Below are 19,339 nucleotides of genomic sequence, written 5' to 3'. Positions count from 1 at the left end.
AAACTTCACTCCCTTTAGTGTATTCCCGGCATATCTGCGGCAACACGAGGAGCGAAGTTTTTATGATTGCAGCTTAAATACACGGCTCCCGCCTGCAGACGCCAAGGCATCGGTCGGTACTCCCTAGTACCCTCTCACCCCGAAACACGGGTTCCCTCGCTATGTATTGAAAAAAGACTCAGGGCGCTCCCCCTCAATCTCAAGTCTTAGTATAGCAAAATCGAGGGAGATGTCAATTCTATATGCACAGATTCTCTTTTATTTCCAGAATTCCACTTCCGACAGGTTAAGGCCGATGGATTCGGCTTTGAAGACCGGATTCTTGCCTTCGGCGCGCTGGCGCTGGTAATCCTTCAAGGCTTTGACGGCGACGTTGCCCAAAATGAGGCAGGCCGGGATGTTGATAAGGCACATGAAGCCCATGAGAATATCAGCAATAGCCCATACGGCGGCCATAGACATGCCGGCGCCGACGAAGATGGCGACGACGCAGACGGCGCGGAAGGCCGTCATGAACTGCTTAGTCGGTTCGCCGCGGTGGATGAAGTTGATGCAGTTATCGACGTAGAACAGGTTGCCGATGAGCGTCGTAAAAGCAAATAATACCATGCTGAAGGTAATCAGCATCGGGCCGAAGCTGCCGTATGCCGCAGTGGCGGCCTGCTGAATGTATACGGCACCGGCCGCTTCTTCCGTAATGGGCACGCCGGAGCACAGGCCGAGGAAAGCCGTCGCGCTGCAGACGAGCATCGTGTCGATGAAGACGGACAGCATCTGTACCAAGCCCTGCTTTACGGGATGGCTGACGTGAGCCGACGCAGCGGCGTTCGGAGCCGAGCCGATACCGGCTTCGTTGGAGAACAGGCCACGCTTGATACCGTAAATCATGCACGAACCGGCGACGCCGCCCAGAATCGCTTCAAAGTCAAAAGCGTCGGCAAAGATCATGGCAAATACGCGGGGAATTTCACTGATATGGAACAATACGACAAACAAGGCCGCTAAAATATAAATCGCGCCCATGACGGGAACCATGACCGACGTCACCTTGACGATGCGCTTGCCGCCGCCCATGACGCAGTAGCCGACGAGAAGGGCGATAATGGCGCCGAGAATCCACGGCGTCGACGTCTGGTCATAAAAGCCGTATACGGCAAAGGTAGACTGGAGGTTGTACGAAGCCAGCATGTTGAAGCCGCCGGCATAGGTCAGAATCAAAAAGACGGCGAAGATGACGCCTAAGGTGCGGTTATGCATGGCCGTTTCGATATAGTACGCCGGGCCGCCGTAGCTTCCGCCCTGGCTGTCGCGCCGCTTGTACACCTGGGCCAAGGTACTTTCAATAAAGGCACTGGCGCCGCCGATAAAGGCCAGCAGCCACATCCAGAATACCGATCCCGGACCGCCCAGGCAGACGGCCGTCGATACGCCGATGATGTTGCCCGTACCGACGCGGGAAGCTGTAGAAATCATGAGGGCCTGGAAGGAGGAAATAGCTCCCTTTTCCACAGGCGCTTCCATGACGACGCGCACGCTTTCGCCGAACATGCGAATCTGAACGAGTCCCGTCTTGGCCGAAAAAATCAAGCCGGCTACGCTGAGGACGACAATCAGCACGGGATAGTACATAAAGTCATCTAAGGCTAATAATAAATCCATACTGCGTCTCGCACTTCCTTTCTCTTTGACATCTCGGCGCATCTTGTCTATCCCGGGAGTGCAGACGATAGGACAGTACGGCCTGGTCAATCAAATAATAAAATCTTTTTTCACTATACAAAAATCGTAATACGTTTTACGATGATTGTCAATAATTATACAAGAATAACCTATATCAAATTGATATGTGCGATGCTTTTCCATTGCGTATTGCATATCCTATACAAGCGGACAAGAGGCTGAAAACTTGTAAGTTTATGACCGCCTTCGTAATTTATAGTTTCCAAAGTGCGGTTCCATTTATTTTCTTTACTTCAGCCCTGTAGTATAATAAAAAAAGAAAGAAAGGTGATTATATATGTCCTTACTGCCAAATCTCATTGCGCAAGCCATTGCCTTCGACCGAGGCGACGCCCGGCGCATCCACCATTTCCTCAAGGTTTACGCCTATGCCGACACGATCGGCCGCTTGGAAGGCCTCCCGGACGACGTGCAGGAAACGCTCGCCGCGGCGGCAATCCTCCATGACATCGGCATCCACGCCGCCGAAGAAAAGTACGGCAGCTCCAGCGGCAAATACCAGGAGCTCGAAGGACCGGCGCCGGCGCGGCGTATCCTCTCGTCTTTAGGCTGCGGTGAAGGGCGCATCGACCGCGTCTGCTACCTCATCGCCCATCACCATACGTACGACGGCGTAGACGGCATGGATTATCAAATCCTGCTGGAAGCAGACTTCCTCGTCAACGCCTACGAAGACAACCTGCCCAAAGATGCGATCCGCACGTTCTGCCGCAAGGTTTTCCGTACAGAAAGCGGCATTCGGCTGCTGCGACAAACATTTGATATACAGGATATATAAAAGGAGGAGTTTTCCATGACCAACGTAGACAAGTTCATTGATATGGTCCAACATTCGGATAATATCGTATTCTTCGGTGGCGCCGGCGTATCGACGGAAAGCGGCATTCCCGATTTCCGCAGCGTCGACGGCTTATATAATCAGAAATATAAGTACCCGCCTGAAACGATCTTGAGCCATTCCTTTTACGTCAGCCAGCCCGAAGAATTTTACCGGTTTTATCGCGACAAGATGCTTTGCCTGGACGCCCAGCCCAACGCCGCCCATATAAAATTGGCCGAATTGGAACAGGCCGGCAAGCTGAAAGCCATCGTCACGCAGAACATCGACGGCCTCCATCAAAAAGCCGGCAGCAAAAACGTCCTCGAACTGCACGGCAGCGTGCACCGCAATTTCTGCCAGCGCTGCCATAAATTCTTTGACGCCGAATACATGCTCCACAGCGAGGGCGTGCCGAAGTGCGATGCCTGCGGCGGCCCCATTAAGCCCGACGTCGTCCTGTATGAAGAAGGACTGGACAACGACGTCATCGAACAGTCCCTGTACTATATCAGCCATGCCGACATGCTCATCATCGGCGGCACATCCCTCGTCGTCTATCCGGCAGCCGGCCTGGTCCGCTACTACGGAGGCCATAAGCTGGTCCTCATCAACAAATCAGCGACGGATATGGATAAGTCGGCCGATTTAGTCATCAACGAGCCTATTGGCGAAGTATTCAGCCGCATTACTGTATAAGCAAAAGACAAGGGGCTGTTACACTTCTGATTATGTGCAACAGCCCTTTTTCGCTGTTTCAAATACCTCTTTTATCACTTAATGATCAATCAGGAGATATATCTATGGAAACCACAATAATCACGTTAACGGACGATTTATTTATCGGCAAAGGGTATCACAAAAAATGCTATCGCCATCCCCATGATCCCGGCTTATGCATAAAAATGGCCTACAGTGACGAGGGACAAAAGGATTTAGATAGAGAAATTAAGTATCTAAAAGTCCTGAAACGCAAAAATAAAAATTATGATATCCTGCCGGCCTATTATGGGCCTATAGAAACCAACCTAGGCACAGGGCATGTATATGAGTTCATTCAGGATATTAATGGAGGCCAATGCAAAACTTTAACAGACTATTTGCAGGATCCAACATTATTAAATTCCAATGTATCCATGTTAATAGAAGAACTTCAAAAATTAAAAACAGACTTAATTGAAAATGAAATCATTACGATGGATATTTTTCCCACAAACATTCTTGTCCAATGGAGGGGGGAATCCAATTATCGTCTCAGAGTCATCAACGACATGGGCAGCCCAGCACTGATTCCACTAGAATATTATTTTAGTTCCATTGCAAAGGCTAAAATTATCCGCCACTGGAATCGATTCATACAGCATTTGGAACGTAACTATTCCGATCCCGCCATACTTCCACTTATCCAGGCAATAAAATGATAAATTAAGAGCTAATGCACTTTTCCGCAGTTCTTTTATCATATCTGTTTGGCAGCAAAGATAAAGGAGACATGTCCTCTTCGGCTGTCTCCTTCTTTTATGCATACGCACGCATTATTATGAGTTGTAATTCCATTTCAGCAAAAAGGCCGAGTTGACGATGACTATAACCGAGCCGGCATTGTGCACTAGGGCGCCGACGACGGGGTTTAATATGCCGACCATGGCTAAGGCGACGGCAATGAAATTCAGGGTCATGGAAAAGGTCAGGTTGCATTTAATCGTAAACATCATCCGTTTCGATAAGGCCACTAAATGGGGCAGTTCTTTGACTTCATCGTCTACGAGGACGATATCGGCGGCGTCGATGGCGATGTCGCTGCCAATGCCGCCCATAGCGATGCCTACATCGGACTGTTTCAGGGACGGCGCGTCGTTGATGCCGTCGCCAATCATGCAGATGCGTTCCTGCCTGTTTTGGTAATCCCGAATATGACGGAGCTTGTCTTCCGGCAGGCATTGGGCATGTACGTCCTGAATCCCTAGCTGGGACGCGATGGCCTTCGCGGCGTTTTCATTGTCCCCAGTCAGCAGCACCGGCTGTACGCCTAATCTTGTTAAATCCTGCATCATGGCTGCACTTTCCCTGCGCACCGTATCGGTCAGGGCCAAGAAACCGGCAAATGCGGAGTCAACGGCAACGTATATGACCGTACTGCCTTGGGCAATATGCTCTTCGGCCCTATCTTTTGCTTCTTTCGATAGGACAGCGCCAACCGCTTCCATCAGGGATTCATTACCAGCACAAACCTTTTTTTCCTCTATGCAGGCCGTTACGCCGGAGCCGACAATCATGTGAAACTGCTCCGCCCTCGGCAAGGCTGTGCCGTAAAGCTGCTGGAATCCCCGCACGACGGCTTTGCCCAAGGGATGTTCCGACGACGCTTCCGCTGCAGCTGCCAGCCGGTACAGCTGTTCTTTGCCAATAGCCGTTCCTGCCGCCCAGACAGCTGTCACCTGCGGCATTCCATACGTCAAGGTGCCGGTCTTATCAAAGGCTATTTTCGATACGCCGGCCAGACGTTCCAGGGCATCGCCTTCGCGGACGAGGAACCCGTGCTTCGTCACGTTGCCGATACCGGCCATAATAGCTGTCGGCGTAGCCAATACAAGGGCGCAGGGACAAAATACGACGAGAATCGTAACGGAACGGATTATTTCCCCAGTAACAAACCAGGTTGCAGCGGCAGCCGACAACGCGGCGACGACAATCCATGTCGCCCAGCGGTCAGCGATGCCGACGATCTTGGCCTTTCCGGCGTCAGCCGACTGGACGAGACGGATCATGCGCTGAATAGAGCTGTCTTCGCCGACCTTCTTCGCTTCCATCGTAAAAGCGCCGAATTGGTTTACCGTACCGCTCGCCACAGTATCGCCGGCTTTTTTATCTACCGGCAGGGATTCGCCGGTCATGACGGCCTGGTTCACTGACGTCTGGCCGGACAGGATGACTCCATCGACGGGAATCGTTTCGCCGGGAATCACGCGCAGGATATCGCCGACCTGTACATGACTGGCTTCGATGAGTTCTTCCCTGCCGCCGCGCAGCACCCGGGCCGTCTGCGGCGTCAAGCGGACGAGCTTTTCAATTCCAGCCCGGGCTTTGGAGACGGTCATTTCTTCCAGCAGCGCGCCGAGCTGCATGATGAAGGCAACTTCACCAGCGGCAAAATCTTCGCCGATGATAACTGCCGCGACTAAGGCAATCGATACGAGTACGTCGGCTTTAATGTCAAATTTCGTAATCAGCCCAATACAGGCCTCTAAGATAATCGGCACGCCGCACAGTACGATAGCCACCCATGCCGGCTCAAAGGGCAGGGACCATAGATCAAAAATGCTGACAACCAGGGCAATCCCCGATATAACCAGCAAAACAATATCCTTTTTCATACCGCCTAATTCCAAAAACCATTCGAGTCGCTCAACCATATCATATCCCTCCTAAATAGGTATACCCCTATATGTATATCTTTTATGTGTTCATTATACATATAGGGGTATAGGCAGTCAAGTAAAATAAAAAAGAGACAGCGCGTCGGAATCTCTCCTTCACGCTATCTCTTATGGTTTTCTGACAACAAGTTTACGCGTGGGCGTTCGTCGTCGCCGCTACGTGTTCTCTCGTCTTTTCTACGGCAGCTTTTGTTTCGGCATTTTTAGGCATGGACCATACGATGACGGCAGCCAGGAATACCAATACGGCAAAGATGTACATGCCGGCATCGCGGCTGTAGTTCTGAATCATGTAGCCCAGCAGCATGGGAGCGAAGAAGCCGCTCAAATTGCCCAGGGCGTTGATGGCTCCGCGGGCACCGCCGGCCACTTCGGGCTGGAAGGTTTCGGCGACGATAGTCCACAATACGGGATGGCCCGACAGCCAGAAGAAACCGCAGAGGCACAGGAAGGCAAAGGACAGCCAACCCGAATAGGACGCCGTAAATACGGAAGCGATGATGCACAGGCCGACGCAGACGTACGGAATGATGCAGTACTTGCGGCGGTTCTGGCTCTTATCAGCCATGCGGCCGAAGAAGACGATGCCCAGGGCAGCGGCGATGTTCGGCAGCGCCGACAGCCAGCCAACCATACCGATATCAGCTTTCAGGATATCCTTGATAATCGTCGGCAGCCAGAAGCTCAATACGTAGAAGGCGCAGCAAATGAGGAAGTATACGGCAACCATTTTCCACAAGTTAATATCGAAGACCAATTCTCTGTAGCTCGTCTTCGTCGCGCTCTTATTCGTGGCGGCAGCGGCTTTTTTCGCGGCCGCTTCGGCAGCCAGTTCACTTTCAATCCAGTTGCATTCTTCTGCGCTCAGCCATTTCGCCTTGCTCGGACGGTCGGCGATGAGGGGCATCCACAAGAAAATCAAGGCGATGGAAGCTACGCCTTCGATGATGAACATTTCACGCCAGCCCCAGGTCGCGATGAGCCAGCCCGAAATGGGGCCGGAAATAATAGCCGATAAGGGGAAGCTCAGCAAGAAAATCGAATTGGCGCGGGCTCGTTCCGCCGGCGGGAACCAATGAGAAATAATGACTAAAATCGCCGGAAAAATACCGCCTTCAGCGATGCCCAAAATAAAGCGCACGACGTTGAATTCAAAGGACGTGCTGATAAATCCGCAAATCGTCGCGCAGCCGCCCCAAATGACGATCATGGCCGCAATGAAATGCTTGGCGCTCTTCCGTTCCGCCAAATGGCCGCCCGGAACCTGCAGGAGCAAATACCCCCAGAAGAAAATGCCGATTGCCATGCCAATCGCCACAGCGTCAAGCCCCAAATCTTCCATCATACCGCCGGCCATGGCAAAGGAAATATTGGCACGGTCGATGTTGGCCACAATATATACCAGCACTGTCGCCGGCAAAATGCGCCACCATCGCGTGTTTGGAATCTTCGTTTCGTTTGTCATACTACCATCTCCTTCAAACTCTCTGTTCTTCCTATAGTACAACTCAAAATAAAAAAATCTTTCATCTCACAAGAGACGAAAGATTTACTCACGCGTTACCACTCTAATTCACGCCATACGGCATGCCCTCAGCAGGTACGGACAATGTGTCGATACCCTCCTGTCTGTTAACGGCCAGGCCCCGGCTCCGCCTACTGCAATGTTCAGGGAGCTGCTTAGAGACGAGTTCACTTCCATTCCGTTGCCGCTTCCCACCAGCCAGCGGCTCTCTGCAAACTTTCTGGAACTTACTATTTCTCTTCAACGCATTTTTATTTTGACTTGATGTATGCATATTACCACAACTCATGGCCTTTGGCAAGCAGTTTTTTGAAATTTTTCAGTAAACTTTTAGGTTAATCGTTTTATTTATCTTGCCTATTTTAAGTTAATCGTTTAAATAATAAAGAAAGCCGCGGCAAAGGCCCTTACTGGACACGGGCTCCGCTGCGGCTTTTCATGTACTTTTTATTTAATATTAGCAAACCGTTCGACGGCTTTCGTAAACTTTTCGATGGTCTTGTCCGGGTCGCCGTGGGCAATGCCGTCGCGGACGCAATGGCGGATGTGACCTTCTAAAATAACCTGTCCGCACTTATGCAGGGCCGATTTCGCCGCATTAATCTGCGACAGGATATCTTCGCATGGAATATCTTCGTCGATCATGCGGTCGATAGCCTGTACCTGGCCGATGATCTTCTTCAGCCGGCGGTGCAAATTCTCTGCATCCATGCATTGTTTCATGTAGCATTCCCCCTTATGTGCTGACTAAAAATATACGAGCGTTACGCCGGCGCCGCCGCCTTCTACGTCGTCGAGGGCGTACTTCTTGACGAAGGGCTGGCCGTCTAAAAACTCGTGGATTTGACGGCGCAGGGCGCCGCTTCCCTTGCCGTGGATAATGCGCACCGGGCTGAATCCGGCAGCCAAGGCCTGATCCAGGAATTTTTCCACGTCCGGCAGCGCTTCCTGATAAGTCTTGCCGATGATATTGAGCTCCGTTGCAACGCTGGCCGTGCGGATAGGCCGGAAGGAAGACGAAGCGCTGGCCTTGCGTTCCGCCTGCTCTTCCCTCTTGATTTCATCCAGATAGGGGGCGCTGACATCCTGCAGCTTGACGCGAACCGTCATGCCCCGGACCGATACGGTCAGCTTCTTGCCGTTGATTTCCGTGACCGTACCCAGTCCGTCCAGGGAATTGATAAATACACTTTGGCCTACTTCAAGCTGCGACGGGTCGACAGGATCGCGGCGCGGCTTTTCCTTATCGGGCAGGGAAATCTGCTGAATCGCCCGGCGGGCCTGGTCGATAGCCTTGGCCTTTTCCTTGTCGGAGCTGTCCTTGGACTGCTGCTTGAGCTTGCGGATGATCCGTTCCGCTTCGACGCGGAGATTGCGCTTCAAATCAAAGGCTTCGCGGCGGCTCGAGTCGATAATATCCTGCCGCTTGGCCGATACCTTTTCCTTTTCCCGGCGCAGCTCGTCTTCTATGCGGCGCACGTCAGCCAGCTTCTGTTCCAGCTCGGCCTGCTCTTCGTCCATGCGCTTGGACTGGCTGTTGAGCTTGGTTAAAATAGCTTCCATATCGACGTCCTGGGCCTTGCTGCGGAGCTCTTTCGCCTTAGCCAGTATCTCCGCCGGCATGCCGAGGCGCTCGCTGATGCTGAAGGCATGGCTGCTGCCGGCGGCACCGATGCGCAGCTTATATGTCGGCCGCAGCGTTTCTTCGTCGAATTCTACGTGGCCGTTTTCAATGCCCGGCGTATTGTAAGCGTAGTTTTTCAAGTCGTTGTAATGGGTCGTCACCATGACGTACGCCCCTTTCCGATACAAGGCGTCCAGTACGGCGATGGCGATAGCACTCCCCTCGGCCGGGTCCGTGCCGGAGCCCAGTTCGTCGGCCAGAATGAGGTCGTCGGCCGTGCAGTGGCGCAGGATGTAGACGATTTGCTTCATATGGCTGGAGAAGGTACTGAGGTTCTGGGAAATATCCTGTTCGTCGCCAATATCGGAAAAGACGTCGCGGAAAATGGGCAGCTCCGAATCTTCGCCCACAGGGATGAACAGACCAGCCTGATGCATGAGGACCAGCAGCCCCAGCGTTTTCATCGAGACGGTCTTGCCGCCCGTATTGGAGCCCGTAATGAGGAGAATGCGGTATTCACCGCCGAGAATGATCGTATTTGGCACGACGGCCTTCGCGTCGATGAGAGGATGACGGGCCTGGACGAGGCGGACGATTCCCTTCGGCGAAACGGCCGGCCGGCAGGCCTTCATCTGCTGGGCCAGCTGCGCCTTGGCAAAGGTGAATTCCAGTGTGGCGACGCATTTCGTACTGTCCATGAGGTCGTCATACTGGCCGCTCACAAGGGCTGTCAGGCGGCGGAAAATACGCTCGATTTCCTTTGTCTCGCCGATGCGTGCAGCCTGCAAGTCGTTGTTGGCGTTGACGATAGCCAAGGGTTCGATGTACAGCGTCGAGCCGCTGGCCGACGTGTCGTGGACGATGCCCGGAAAGGCATGGCGGTATTCCTGCTTGATAGGCACGACGTAGCGGTTGTTGCGGACCGTTACCAGGGCGTCCTGGAAATACTTTTGATATTCTTTATTCTGCAGCACGCCCGTTACATACCGCTTCGTCTGCCGTTCCAGCTCGACGATGCGGTTTCGCAGGCGCATGAGCTCCGGCGACGCGTTGTCGCGAATCTGGTGATTTTGGTCGAACACGCCGGCCATTTTATGAGAAATAAGGGAAAAATCGCCGATACCTTCGGCTTTCTCTGCCAGCTGGGGATATTCCTCCCCCTTATCCATGAAATACTGGCGGATGTCGCCGTACCGCCGGACGTTGTTCCAAATATCGATACAGTCCTGCCCTTCGAGCGTCACGTCGCGCCGGGCCTTTTCCAAGGCCGGACGGATGTCGACGATGCCCCCCATCGGTACGGACGCCTCGCTCTGCAGACAGCGATAGGCTTCTTCCGTATCGTTCAGGCTCCGGGCTACTTCCTCTGCCTCACATACCGGCTTGAGCCGGCGGGCAATCTCCTTGGACATGCGCGACGGCGCGAGGCGTACGAGCATGTTTTGTACTTGATAAAAGCCGAGAATACGCAAACTTCGTTTATTCATCTATTTTTGTTACTCCTGATTTATAAAATACCGCGGAAAAAATGGCCTCGCGTAACGCCGCGGTCTTCCTTGCCGAAGACCATCGTTTCCAAGCCGTCGCGGAGACGAACATACTGCTTCGTCGTGCGGCCTATCCATTCGGGAGAGCATCCCCGTCCTTCAATGCGCAGTACAGAAATGCCGGCCCGCTTCAGCTCGTTGAAATAGGGAACCATATCCAGCTCTTTGCTGTTCAGGATATGGCTGCGGCAATACTGGTCCGTCACGACGGGAAATTGTTCATTCCGCCGGTCTTCCAAGGCAAAGCCGCCTTTCATGCAGGGAGCGGAACAGCCGGTCTTGCGGCCCGTTCCGGCGAAGGCCGCGACGGCGCACGATTCGGTAATCATCATTTCCAGCCGTCCTGCTGCAACGGCTTCGACGGGGCAGCGGACAGCTTCGGCTATCTTCCCTATCTGCCGCAGCGTCGCTTCGGCAGACACGGTAATGCCGGCGCAGCCCAGCCGCACGTATTCGCCTGCCGCCGCGCTGTTGAATATATTTAACGGCCAATCGGCATATACGGGTATATGGGCCTCCATATCCCGCAGCATGGAAAACACGCTCATAGAACCGGCGTACACGCCGTCAACGCCGCTCTGCAGGGCCTGTTCCAGCTCACGCCGCACCAACCCGTTGTGCCGCTGCGACACGACGCGGGGCGTCGCCGCCCACAAGGAAACGCCCCGTTCATGAGCAATGCGGACGGCTTCCAGCCATTGGGCGGCAGAAAACGAATGGTGATGGTACGATTCACCGCCGAAAATCACCCGGTCGGCGCCGCTGTCTGCGGCAGCCTGGACGGCGTCTATGGAATCGCAGCGGACGGCTATGGATAAGGGTATGGGCTGCCCATTGCCTGAGGCTTGGACAAAGCAGTCGTCAGACGGCGTCCCGGCCGACGGGCGGACGTACTCCGCCAGAATATCTTCGGTCAGCTTGTCGGCACATTGGCGGCGCAGCTCGTTGAGCACGCTGGCCGGAATCATATACGATTCATCCCAAATCCCAGCGTCGGCCAGCATAAAAGGCGTATCGCCGAGGCGATCGAGCTGGCTCTTCACCCATTCAGCCGTGGCTGGACGCTTTTTAGCCTTCTGCACGACATAGTCCGATACGACGTCCGCCGTATGACCTGCTTCATCCCAGCCTGTCAGCCGCAGCCGCCCTTCGCCGTCTGCATCGACGTGGCAGTACAAGGCGATGCGCCGCTGCAGCCCTTCGGCATGGCTCTGCCGGTCTTCCTTGCGGGCCAGCCGGTATATGGCGCCGGTCAGCAAATCGCTGCGGCGCATTTCCAGGACAAATTGCTTCTTATTGGAAAACGTACCGACGGCAGAGCGGACTTCATCGATACATTCCCGTCCGTCAGGCGCGACGATTTTGATCATATCGCCGGCAGCCAGCGGCTCGTCCAATACGGCGTCGACGACGTTATCCCTATACGCCGAGGCCATACCGACGCGCCGGCCCTGATTGCCACCACTCTGCTCGGTAAGGGTATGGCGGCCTACCGTTCCGGCGAGGAAATCGTGCTGATACGTACGGTTAAAGCTTTCCGCCGTCAGCTGTACAGCGTCAGCCATAGCATGTTTTCGCTCCTGAGCCGAGCGGCAATGGCTGTCCATGACGCGGCGGTAAGCCTGCACGACGGAACGGACATAGCCCAGCCCCTTCATGCGGCCTTCGATTTTAAAGGAAGACACGCCGGCGTCCATGAGTGCGTCGATATATTCGAGGCTGTTCAAATCCTTCAAACTCAGGATATAGGCGTCCTCCTTCAGCAAGGGGCTGCCGTCTTTCGTCAAATTGTACGGCAGGCGGCACGGCTGGGCGCAGGCGCCGCGGTTGCCGCTGCGGCCGCCGATAAAGCTGCTCATGAGGCACTGTCCCGAATAGGACATGCACGACGCGCCGTGAATAAACACTTCGATAGCCATCGTCGTATGCCTGCATATTTCCCGGATTTCATCAAGGGATACTTCCCGGGCCAGGACGGCCTGCGTAAAGCCGAGTCGTTCCAAAAAGCGTACGCCGTCCAAATCGGCGACGGTCATCTGCGTACTGCCGTGCAGGGGCAGATTGGGCACGACCTTGCGGGCTATGGCGGCAACGGCCAAATCCTGCACGATGATGCCGTCTACACCGATAGAATCCAAATATTTCAAATAGCCCGTCAGAGCCTTCAGCTCCTTATCGGCCATGACGATGTTGACGGTCACATATATCCGTACGCCGAACACATGGGCAATGCGCACGGCTTCGGCTAATTCCTCATCGGAAAGGTTATGGGCAAACTTGCGGGCGTTAAACGACTTGCCGCCTAAATACACGGCGTCCGCCCCGGCGTCAATAGCCGACAGCACATGATCCAGCGAACCTGCCGGCGCTAATAATTCTGCCATGAGTCCTCCTTTACAAGCCAATCCAAGTAATACATATAGGCTATTATATCATAGATTATGTAAATAGGCTGTACGTTATTTGTCAGCAAACATTCACAAAAAGAGTGATTGCCCGCCTCTCAGGCAATCACCCTCTCCTATCGTTACATATATTATCTTCGTATAGCCTGGTAGATATCAGACACTACGCCGGCCGTCACGTCATAGGCCGTAGCCTTTACGGAATTTGTCTTCATCGTCATGGCCGTGAATTTCGCAACGTCTTCGGCGCTTAACTCCACGGCGTCGGGCATGAGGTCTTTCATAAAGGCTCCAAAGTCTTCGGCGTCAGAAAATCCCAGGATTTCCCATACCCGTTCCGCCTTGTCGGCCATGGATTCTTCCATGAGCTTCATGTACTGCGGCAGGAGCAGGCCGTTGGCCCGGCCGTGGGACAGGCCTTTATAATAGGTCAGGGGATAGCCCATGCCGTGAACCAGCGTCGTGCCGGCCTGAGAAATGACGATGCCGGCCAAGGTCGAGGCGTACATGAGGTCTTCGCGGACAGCGTAAGGCAAGTGGCCGCGCAGGTTCATCAGATGAACGCCGAGGAACCGCATGGCTTCTTCGGCCCACACGTCGCTGACCGGCGTCGAAGCTTTAGCCATATAGCCTTCTATGGCGTGGGATAAGGCGTCGATAGCCGTATCGATCGTGACAGCTTCCGGCACCTCCATCGTAAAAGACGGGTCAGCCAGGGCCAGCTTCGGATATAAGAGCGGCGACTTGACCGATTGTTTCGTGCCGGCGCTGTGATTCGTCAGCACGCTGATCTTCGTCACTTCGCTGCCAGTACCCGACGTCGTAGGCACGGCGACGATCGGCAACGGCGCTTTATACGGACCTCTGAACAGGGCCGCGTCATCCAATTCATTCGTACACAGCAGGGCAATGACCTTGGCCGCATCCATAGGCGAGCCTCCGCCGATGCCGACGACGAAATCGACGCCCTCCTGCCGGCCCAAAGCCGCGCCCTTGCGCACCGTTTCGACAGACGGATTGGCTTCTACGTCGTCAAACAAGACCCTTTTGATGCCCAAGGATTCCAGCAGGGATACGACGGCAGCCTGGGAGCCGTTTTGCTTTGCCGAACGGCGGCCCGTAACGAGCAGGGCCTTGCTGCCCAAGGCTTTGACGTCGTCGCCGGCTTCGGCTACGCAGCCTTTGCCAAAGTATAGTTTTGTCGGCATCTCATAGGAAAACATAGTTTATTCCCCCTGTATCTTCTTGTATTCTGCCCCTAAATCAGCATACAGCTTGACCTCGCTTTGTACGCCGTCGACTTCTTCCTGCGACAGCTCGCGGACTACCTTGGCCGGCATGCCGTATACGAGGGAACGGGGCGGAATGACCTTCTTTTTCGTAATCATCGTGCCAGCGCCGATGATCGATTCGTCGCCGATTTCCGTAGCGTCCATGAGGATGGAACCCATGCCGATCAGGCAGCCCTTGCCAATCGAATGGCCGTGCAGGATGACGTTGTGGCCGACGAGGGTATTGTCGCCGATGATCATGGGCAGGGCCGGATAGGTGTGAACCGTCGAATTGTCCTGAATGCTGACGTTTTCACCGATGATAATCTGGCTTTCGTCGCCGCGAATCACGGTGTGGGGCCAAATATTCGCGCCGGCTTTAATCGTAACGTTGCCAATAATGACAGCCGATTCGGCAATATATGCCGTCGGGTCTATCTGCGGCGTATGTCCGCCGAACGAAATAATCTGTGCCATAGTCTGAATCCTCCTCAAAGAAATATTACTTCCCTTCATCCGCCGCCATATGGCTCCAGGCGTCGGCTACGTCGGCAAATTCCTGCAAGCTCATCGTTTCGCCGCGGCGGCTGCCGTCTATACGGCTGGCTTCCAATATGCCGGCAATCTGCTCTTTCGACAAGCCCGCCGATTTAAGGGTATTGGAAAAGGTCTTGCGGCGCTGGGAAAATGCCGTCTTGACGACCTGGAAAAACCGTTTTTCGTCCTGCACCTGCACGGGCGGCGTCTGCCGCACATCCATGGATACGACGGCCGACGTAACCTCCGGAGCAGGCATAAAGCATTTCGGCGAAATTTCAAATAACATCCGGGGATCCGTGTAGTATTGGACCGACACGGACAAGGCCCCGTATATCTTGCTGCCCGGCGCGGCTACCATCCGTTCGGCAACCTCTTTCTGCACCATGACGACGATTTTTTCAATGGGAAGCTTCTGCTCGAGGAGCTTCATGATAATCGGCGTCGTAATGTAATAGGGCAGATTAGCGCAGACCTTAAAAGGCTTATGGTTCATCGTTTCGGCAATGTCGATGCGCATGATATCGCCGTGGACGACGCGGACATTATCGTAATGCTCCAGCGTCTTGTCCAATACGGGCAGCAGGTGGTCGTCCAGCTCAACGGCGGTTACAGCCGCCCCCGTTTCGGCCAGCGCCTGGGTCAGGGTGCCGATGCCCGGCCCGATTTCCAGCACGGGATCGCCGGGCTTGAGCTCCGCCGCTGCGGCGATATCGTCGACGACAGCGTGGCGGATGAGAAAATTCTGGCCCAGCTTCTTGTTCATGCGCAGGCCGAAGCGATTGACGACGTAGCGTACTACGTCGGGATTGGACAAATCAACGTCTTTCACTGTCGTCTACCTCCTCTATCTTGGCGAGGGCCTCTTCCCATTCGGCGCGGGTAACACCGTAGTGATTGAGGCGCTTTAAAAATTGCTTGGCATTGCCGTAGCCGATGCCAAGAATGGCCCCGACGGCAGCCCGGCGGTCCGCCGCTTCGGGAGAGCCGTTCAAATCAGCCAATACGACGTCGGCCATCGTAAACTGTTCTTCCGGCTCGTACACGGCGCAGCGCGTCTTTTCCAAGGCCAGGCGAATCGCTTCGGGCGACGCCTGTTCTACGCCCAGGTCGCCGTTGGCGATGGCGTCCTTGCGGGGAATGAAGGCATGCTTGGCGTCGGGAAAGCGCTCAGTCAAATACTTGCGGATGCGCTCGCCGGCGCTGTCCGGGTCGGTCAGGATGATGATGCCCCGCTTTTTATAGGCATACTGTATCTGCCGGATCGTATCCGGGCGCAGGTTAAACCCATCGGTCGTAATCATGTCGGCGTCGATGCCGCTGGCCTGAATGCGGGCCACGTCAGAGCGGCCTTCGACGACGAGGACTTCCTTAATCATTCCGTTCTCCTTCGGCATGGTCGCTGATATACTTGGCAGCGCTCATGACGGCCAATACGTTGTGTTCAAAGACGATGCCGCCCTGAAGATAAATCATATAGGGCTCGCGAATGGGACCGTCAGCCGATAATTCAATGGACGAGCCCTGTACGAAATCGCCGGCAGCCATGATGATCTTGTCAGCATAGCCGGGCATGTCGTCGGGAATCGGCGTGACATGGGCGTCGACTGGCGAGAAGGACTGAATTCCCTGGCAGAACAGGCACATGTTCTGTTCATTTTCCAGGTAAATCGTCTGAATCAAGTCGTACCGTTCTTCTTCTGGCAGCGGAGATACCTTGAATCCCAGCTGGGCGAAGACGGCTGCCGCGAAGACGGCTCCTTTAATGGCTTGGGCCGTCACATGGGGAGCCATGAAAAAGCCCTGGAAGAACAAGCGGTAGCCTGCCGCATAGGAGCCAAGTTCATCGCCCAGTCCCGGCGCTGTCAAATAGTCTGCCGCCGCCGAGACCAAATCTTCCCGGCCGGCAATGTAGCCGCCTGTCGGCGCGATGCCGCCGCCGGGGTTTTTGATGAGCGAGCCGGCGATAATATCGGCGCCGGCTTCAATCGGTTCTTCTTCGGCGGCGAATTCGCCGTAGCAGTTGTCGACAAAGCAGATCGTCTGCGGGCTTACGGCTTTGACGGTCTGAATGATTTCGCGGATGTCGGAAATCTTCAAGGACGCCCGCGTGCTGTAGCCGCGGGAACGCTGAATCAGCACCAGCTTCGGCTGCGCCGCCCCTACTTTTTCCCGGATGCCTTCCAAATCATAGGCGTTGTCCTTCAAAGGCACTTCATCATATATGACGCCCTTTTCCTTCAGGGAATGCGGCGTTTCGTGGGCATAGCCGATAACGCTCTGCATCGTGTCGTACGGCGCGCCGATGAGGGATATCATCGTATCGCCGTGCTGCAGGAGAGCGCACAGCACCGTAGCCAGGGCGTGGGTCCCCGATACGAAATGGGGCCGTACGAGGGCTTTTTCCGCCTTAAATACGTGAGCGAATACTTCGTCCAGCTTTTCCCGTCCCATGTCGCTGTATCCGTATCCGGACGTACCTGCAAACTGATACGACGAAATCTGGCATTCTCTATACGCCTGCAGTACCTTCTGCGTATTATGCAGGCAAATCGCGTCAATCCGTTCAAACTGAGCGGCGCAGGCCGCCATAGCCTGCTTTCTGATATGTTCCAAATCGATAGACAAAAACTCAGATCCTTTCTCCTGCTGCGTTCCCTGCATCCTGTCTTTGCTCTTTGCAGGAACGATTCTAATTTATTCTCACAATATGTATATATTATCTGCCTTCAATCCAGGCGATGACGTCGTCAGCCAGCGCCGCTTCCGAAGGGTACTGTTCTTTTTCAAACCAGCGTATATAGGGCATACGGCGATACCAGGTCATCTGCCGCTTGGCAAAGCGCCGTGTCCGTATCTTAATGCGCTCCGCCGCATCTGCCAGCGTCATCTTTCCCTGGGCGTACAATGCCAGCTCTTCGTAGCCGATGGCCTTCATGGACTGGCACTGCGGCGATACGCCGGCGTCCAGCAGCCCTTTGACCTCTTCGGGCCAACCCGCTTCCAGCATCAAATCGACGCGCCGTTCAATGCGCTCGTACAATTCGCTTCGCGGCAGGGACAAGCCGACGACGAAAGCGTCGTACACGAGGCCTTCCGCCTTTCCGGCCCGCACAAGCTGCCGGCCTTCGCCCTTTTCAATCGCCGCCATGAGGCGCACGAGGCGGTTCGTATTCGACAGCAGCTCATGCCAGTCCGCAGGCTGCCACTCCGTCTGCTCCGCAATATAAGCTTTCAGCTCCTCTTCCGGCAAAGCGGCGATGCGCTCTCTGGCCTTCTGCCGCAGCGCCTCGTCGGCGCCGGAGCTGTCAAAGCTGTAGCCTTCCAGCAAGGCCTGGACATACAATCCTGTACCGCCGACGAGAATGGGGATGTTCCCCTTCGCCGCTACGTCGGAAATAGCCTTCCGGGCCATCTGGCAGAACAAGGCCGCCGAATAGGGCTCGTCCGGCTCGGCGATGTCGACGAGGTGATGGGTATAACGGCGCAGCTCGCCGGCCGTCGGCTTGGCCGTACCGATGTCCATGCGCTTGTAAATCTGATAGGCATCGCCGGAAATGAGCTCCGTATGAAAATGTTCGGCCAGGGAAAAGCTCAGGGCCGTCTTGCCGACGGCCGTCGGGCCGATAATTGCAATTACTTTCTCCATTTATGCCTCCCCGTCTAAGACGGCGTAGCCGACGCGGCTGTATTTGCCGCCGTACCGCTTCATCTGCGGAAACGCCTGTTCCAGCTCGCGGAAATACCGGCCCTTGACGACGACGCGCCGCCGCGCTTTTTTGACGGCCAGCCGCAGGGATTCCACCGTCAGCGGCTCGTGATCCATAATAGGCCGCACGGGCTGGAATTGGCAGCTCGACGCCACGGGCCGGCTGAACATAGGGTCAAAATACAATACGTCGTACGGAGGGGCCGACTCGTCTTCTAAATACTCTTTATAATTTCCCCGCCGCACCTGGATGCGCCGCAAGGCCGCCGTCACATCGTCCATTTCATGACAAAAGTACCGGCATCCCCATTCCGTCACGGCTTCCAGCAGCGGCGAAGCTTCCAGCCCATGGACGACGGACCCGGCAGGCAGGGCAAAGGACGCCGTAATCGCGTCGGCGCCAAAGCCGCAGGTGCAGTCGAGGAGCCGTATCGGCCCTTCCGCTCCGATAGCTTCGAGCAGATGATCTGTCTGCCCCCTTCGAATATGCTGAATGCGAAGCTCTGCCATATTCAGACTGAAAAAGTGAGTGCCCTCAGCCCTCTTGAGCTGCGGCCCCCGCGACGTATACACGAGGATATCTTCTCCGTACGCAGCCTGCAATTCTTCCATCGTCCGGCCCCGGCGCGGCACGAAGGCGGCGCCGATTTCATCGGCCCAGACGCGGGCTTCCTTGGTCAACGTATCTTTTGCCTTCAGCGAAGGCGTTACATATATTTTTTCCATC

Annotated in this window: 16 protein-coding genes and 1 other annotated feature; of the genes, 3 read left to right on the top strand and 13 right to left on the bottom strand. The window is 54.9% G+C overall.

What is annotated here, in order from left to right; translation table 11 throughout:
• Positions 1–258: 258 nt before the first annotated feature.
• Positions 259–1,659 carry a sodium:alanine symporter family protein gene (locus CJ260_RS05265; RefSeq protein ID WP_095629447.1) on the bottom strand — a complete coding sequence of 467 codons (1,401 nt, stop codon included), beginning with the start codon at positions 1,657–1,659 and terminating at the stop codon, positions 259–261.
• A gap of 358 nt (positions 1,660–2,017) precedes the next feature.
• Between CJ260_RS05265 and CJ260_RS05260 the strand changes: the two genes are divergently transcribed.
• From CJ260_RS05260 to CJ260_RS05250, 3 genes are all read left to right on the top strand, one after another.
• Entirely contained in the window at positions 2,018–2,518 is a 501-nt protein-coding gene (locus CJ260_RS05260; RefSeq protein ID WP_095629446.1) for an HD domain-containing protein, read from the top strand.
• Positions 2,519–2,533: 15 nt separating this feature from the next.
• Entirely contained in the window at positions 2,534–3,256 is a 723-nt protein-coding gene (locus CJ260_RS05255; protein WP_095629445.1) for an NAD-dependent protein deacylase, read from the top strand.
• A gap of 104 nt (positions 3,257–3,360) precedes the next feature.
• Positions 3,361–3,978: a YrbL family protein gene (locus CJ260_RS05250; RefSeq protein WP_158221368.1), complete on the top strand. Its 618-nt coding sequence runs from the start codon at positions 3,361–3,363 to the stop codon at positions 3,976–3,978.
• A gap of 117 nt (positions 3,979–4,095) precedes the next feature.
• On the opposite strand, the gene CJ260_RS05245 is transcribed toward CJ260_RS05250, so the two are convergent.
• The 12 genes from CJ260_RS05245 to CJ260_RS05190 all read right to left on the bottom strand — a co-directional run bounded on the left by CJ260_RS05245 (position 4,096) and on the right by CJ260_RS05190 (position 19,338).
• On the bottom strand, positions 4,096–5,970 hold the full coding sequence (locus CJ260_RS05245) for a cation-translocating P-type ATPase (protein WP_095629443.1): 1,875 nt from the start codon (positions 5,968–5,970) through the stop codon (positions 4,096–4,098).
• A 154-nt stretch (positions 5,971–6,124) separates the two neighbouring features.
• Positions 6,125–7,459 carry an MFS transporter gene (locus CJ260_RS05240; RefSeq protein ID WP_095629442.1) on the bottom strand — a complete coding sequence of 445 codons (1,335 nt, stop codon included), beginning with the start codon at positions 7,457–7,459 and terminating at the stop codon, positions 6,125–6,127.
• Positions 7,460–7,527: 68 nt separating this feature from the next.
• Positions 7,528–7,772: a binding site (T-box leader), on the bottom strand.
• A gap of 194 nt (positions 7,773–7,966) precedes the next feature.
• The gene (locus CJ260_RS05235; protein ID WP_087478275.1) at positions 7,967–8,242 is read right to left on the bottom strand and encodes a metal-sensing transcriptional repressor; all 276 of its coding nucleotides are present in this window, start codon (positions 8,240–8,242) and stop codon (positions 7,967–7,969) included.
• A gap of 24 nt (positions 8,243–8,266) precedes the next feature.
• Positions 8,267–10,630, bottom strand: a complete 2,364-nt coding sequence (locus CJ260_RS05230) for an endonuclease MutS2 (protein WP_095629441.1) — start codon at positions 10,628–10,630, stop codon at positions 8,267–8,269.
• A gap of 20 nt (positions 10,631–10,650) precedes the next feature.
• Positions 10,651–13,074: a DUF3656 domain-containing protein gene (locus CJ260_RS05225; protein ID WP_095629440.1), complete on the bottom strand. Its 2,424-nt coding sequence runs from the start codon at positions 13,072–13,074 to the stop codon at positions 10,651–10,653.
• A 152-nt stretch (positions 13,075–13,226) separates the two neighbouring features.
• Complete coding sequence (locus CJ260_RS05220) at positions 13,227–14,318, bottom strand: iron-containing alcohol dehydrogenase family protein (RefSeq protein ID WP_095629439.1); 1,092 nt, start codon at positions 14,316–14,318, stop codon at positions 13,227–13,229.
• A gap of 3 nt (positions 14,319–14,321) precedes the next feature.
• Complete coding sequence (locus CJ260_RS05215) at positions 14,322–14,843, bottom strand: gamma carbonic anhydrase family protein (protein ID WP_095629438.1); 522 nt, start codon at positions 14,841–14,843, stop codon at positions 14,322–14,324.
• A gap of 25 nt (positions 14,844–14,868) precedes the next feature.
• Positions 14,869–15,735 (bottom strand): 16S rRNA (adenine(1518)-N(6)/adenine(1519)-N(6))-dimethyltransferase RsmA, encoded by an 867-nt coding sequence (gene rsmA / locus CJ260_RS05210; RefSeq protein ID WP_095629437.1) that lies wholly within the window; start codon positions 15,733–15,735, stop codon positions 14,869–14,871.
• The gene (gene rnmV / locus CJ260_RS05205) at positions 15,722–16,282 is read right to left on the bottom strand and encodes a ribonuclease M5 (protein ID WP_095629436.1); all 561 of its coding nucleotides are present in this window, start codon (positions 16,280–16,282) and stop codon (positions 15,722–15,724) included. The genes rsmA and rnmV overlap by 14 nt, the downstream gene beginning before the upstream one ends.
• Entirely contained in the window at positions 16,275–17,525 is a 1,251-nt protein-coding gene (locus tag CJ260_RS05200; protein WP_198947402.1) for a methionine gamma-lyase family protein, read from the bottom strand. The genes rnmV and CJ260_RS05200 overlap by 8 nt, the downstream gene beginning before the upstream one ends.
• Positions 17,526–17,622: 97 nt before the next feature.
• Positions 17,623–18,552, bottom strand: a complete 930-nt coding sequence (gene miaA, locus CJ260_RS05195) for a tRNA (adenosine(37)-N6)-dimethylallyltransferase MiaA (protein ID WP_095629434.1) — start codon at positions 18,550–18,552, stop codon at positions 17,623–17,625.
• A complete protein-coding gene (locus CJ260_RS05190) occupies positions 18,553–19,338 on the bottom strand; it encodes a class I SAM-dependent methyltransferase (RefSeq protein ID WP_095629433.1) in 786 nt (261 codons plus the stop codon).
• Between the last annotated feature and the right edge of the window lies 1 nt (position 19,339).

The organism is Megasphaera sp. ASD88 (genome assembly GCF_002287425.1).
Taxonomy (GTDB): domain Bacteria; phylum Bacillota; class Negativicutes; order Veillonellales; family Megasphaeraceae; genus Megasphaera; species Megasphaera stantonii.
This window is presented reverse-complemented; position numbering and strand designations above follow the sequence as displayed.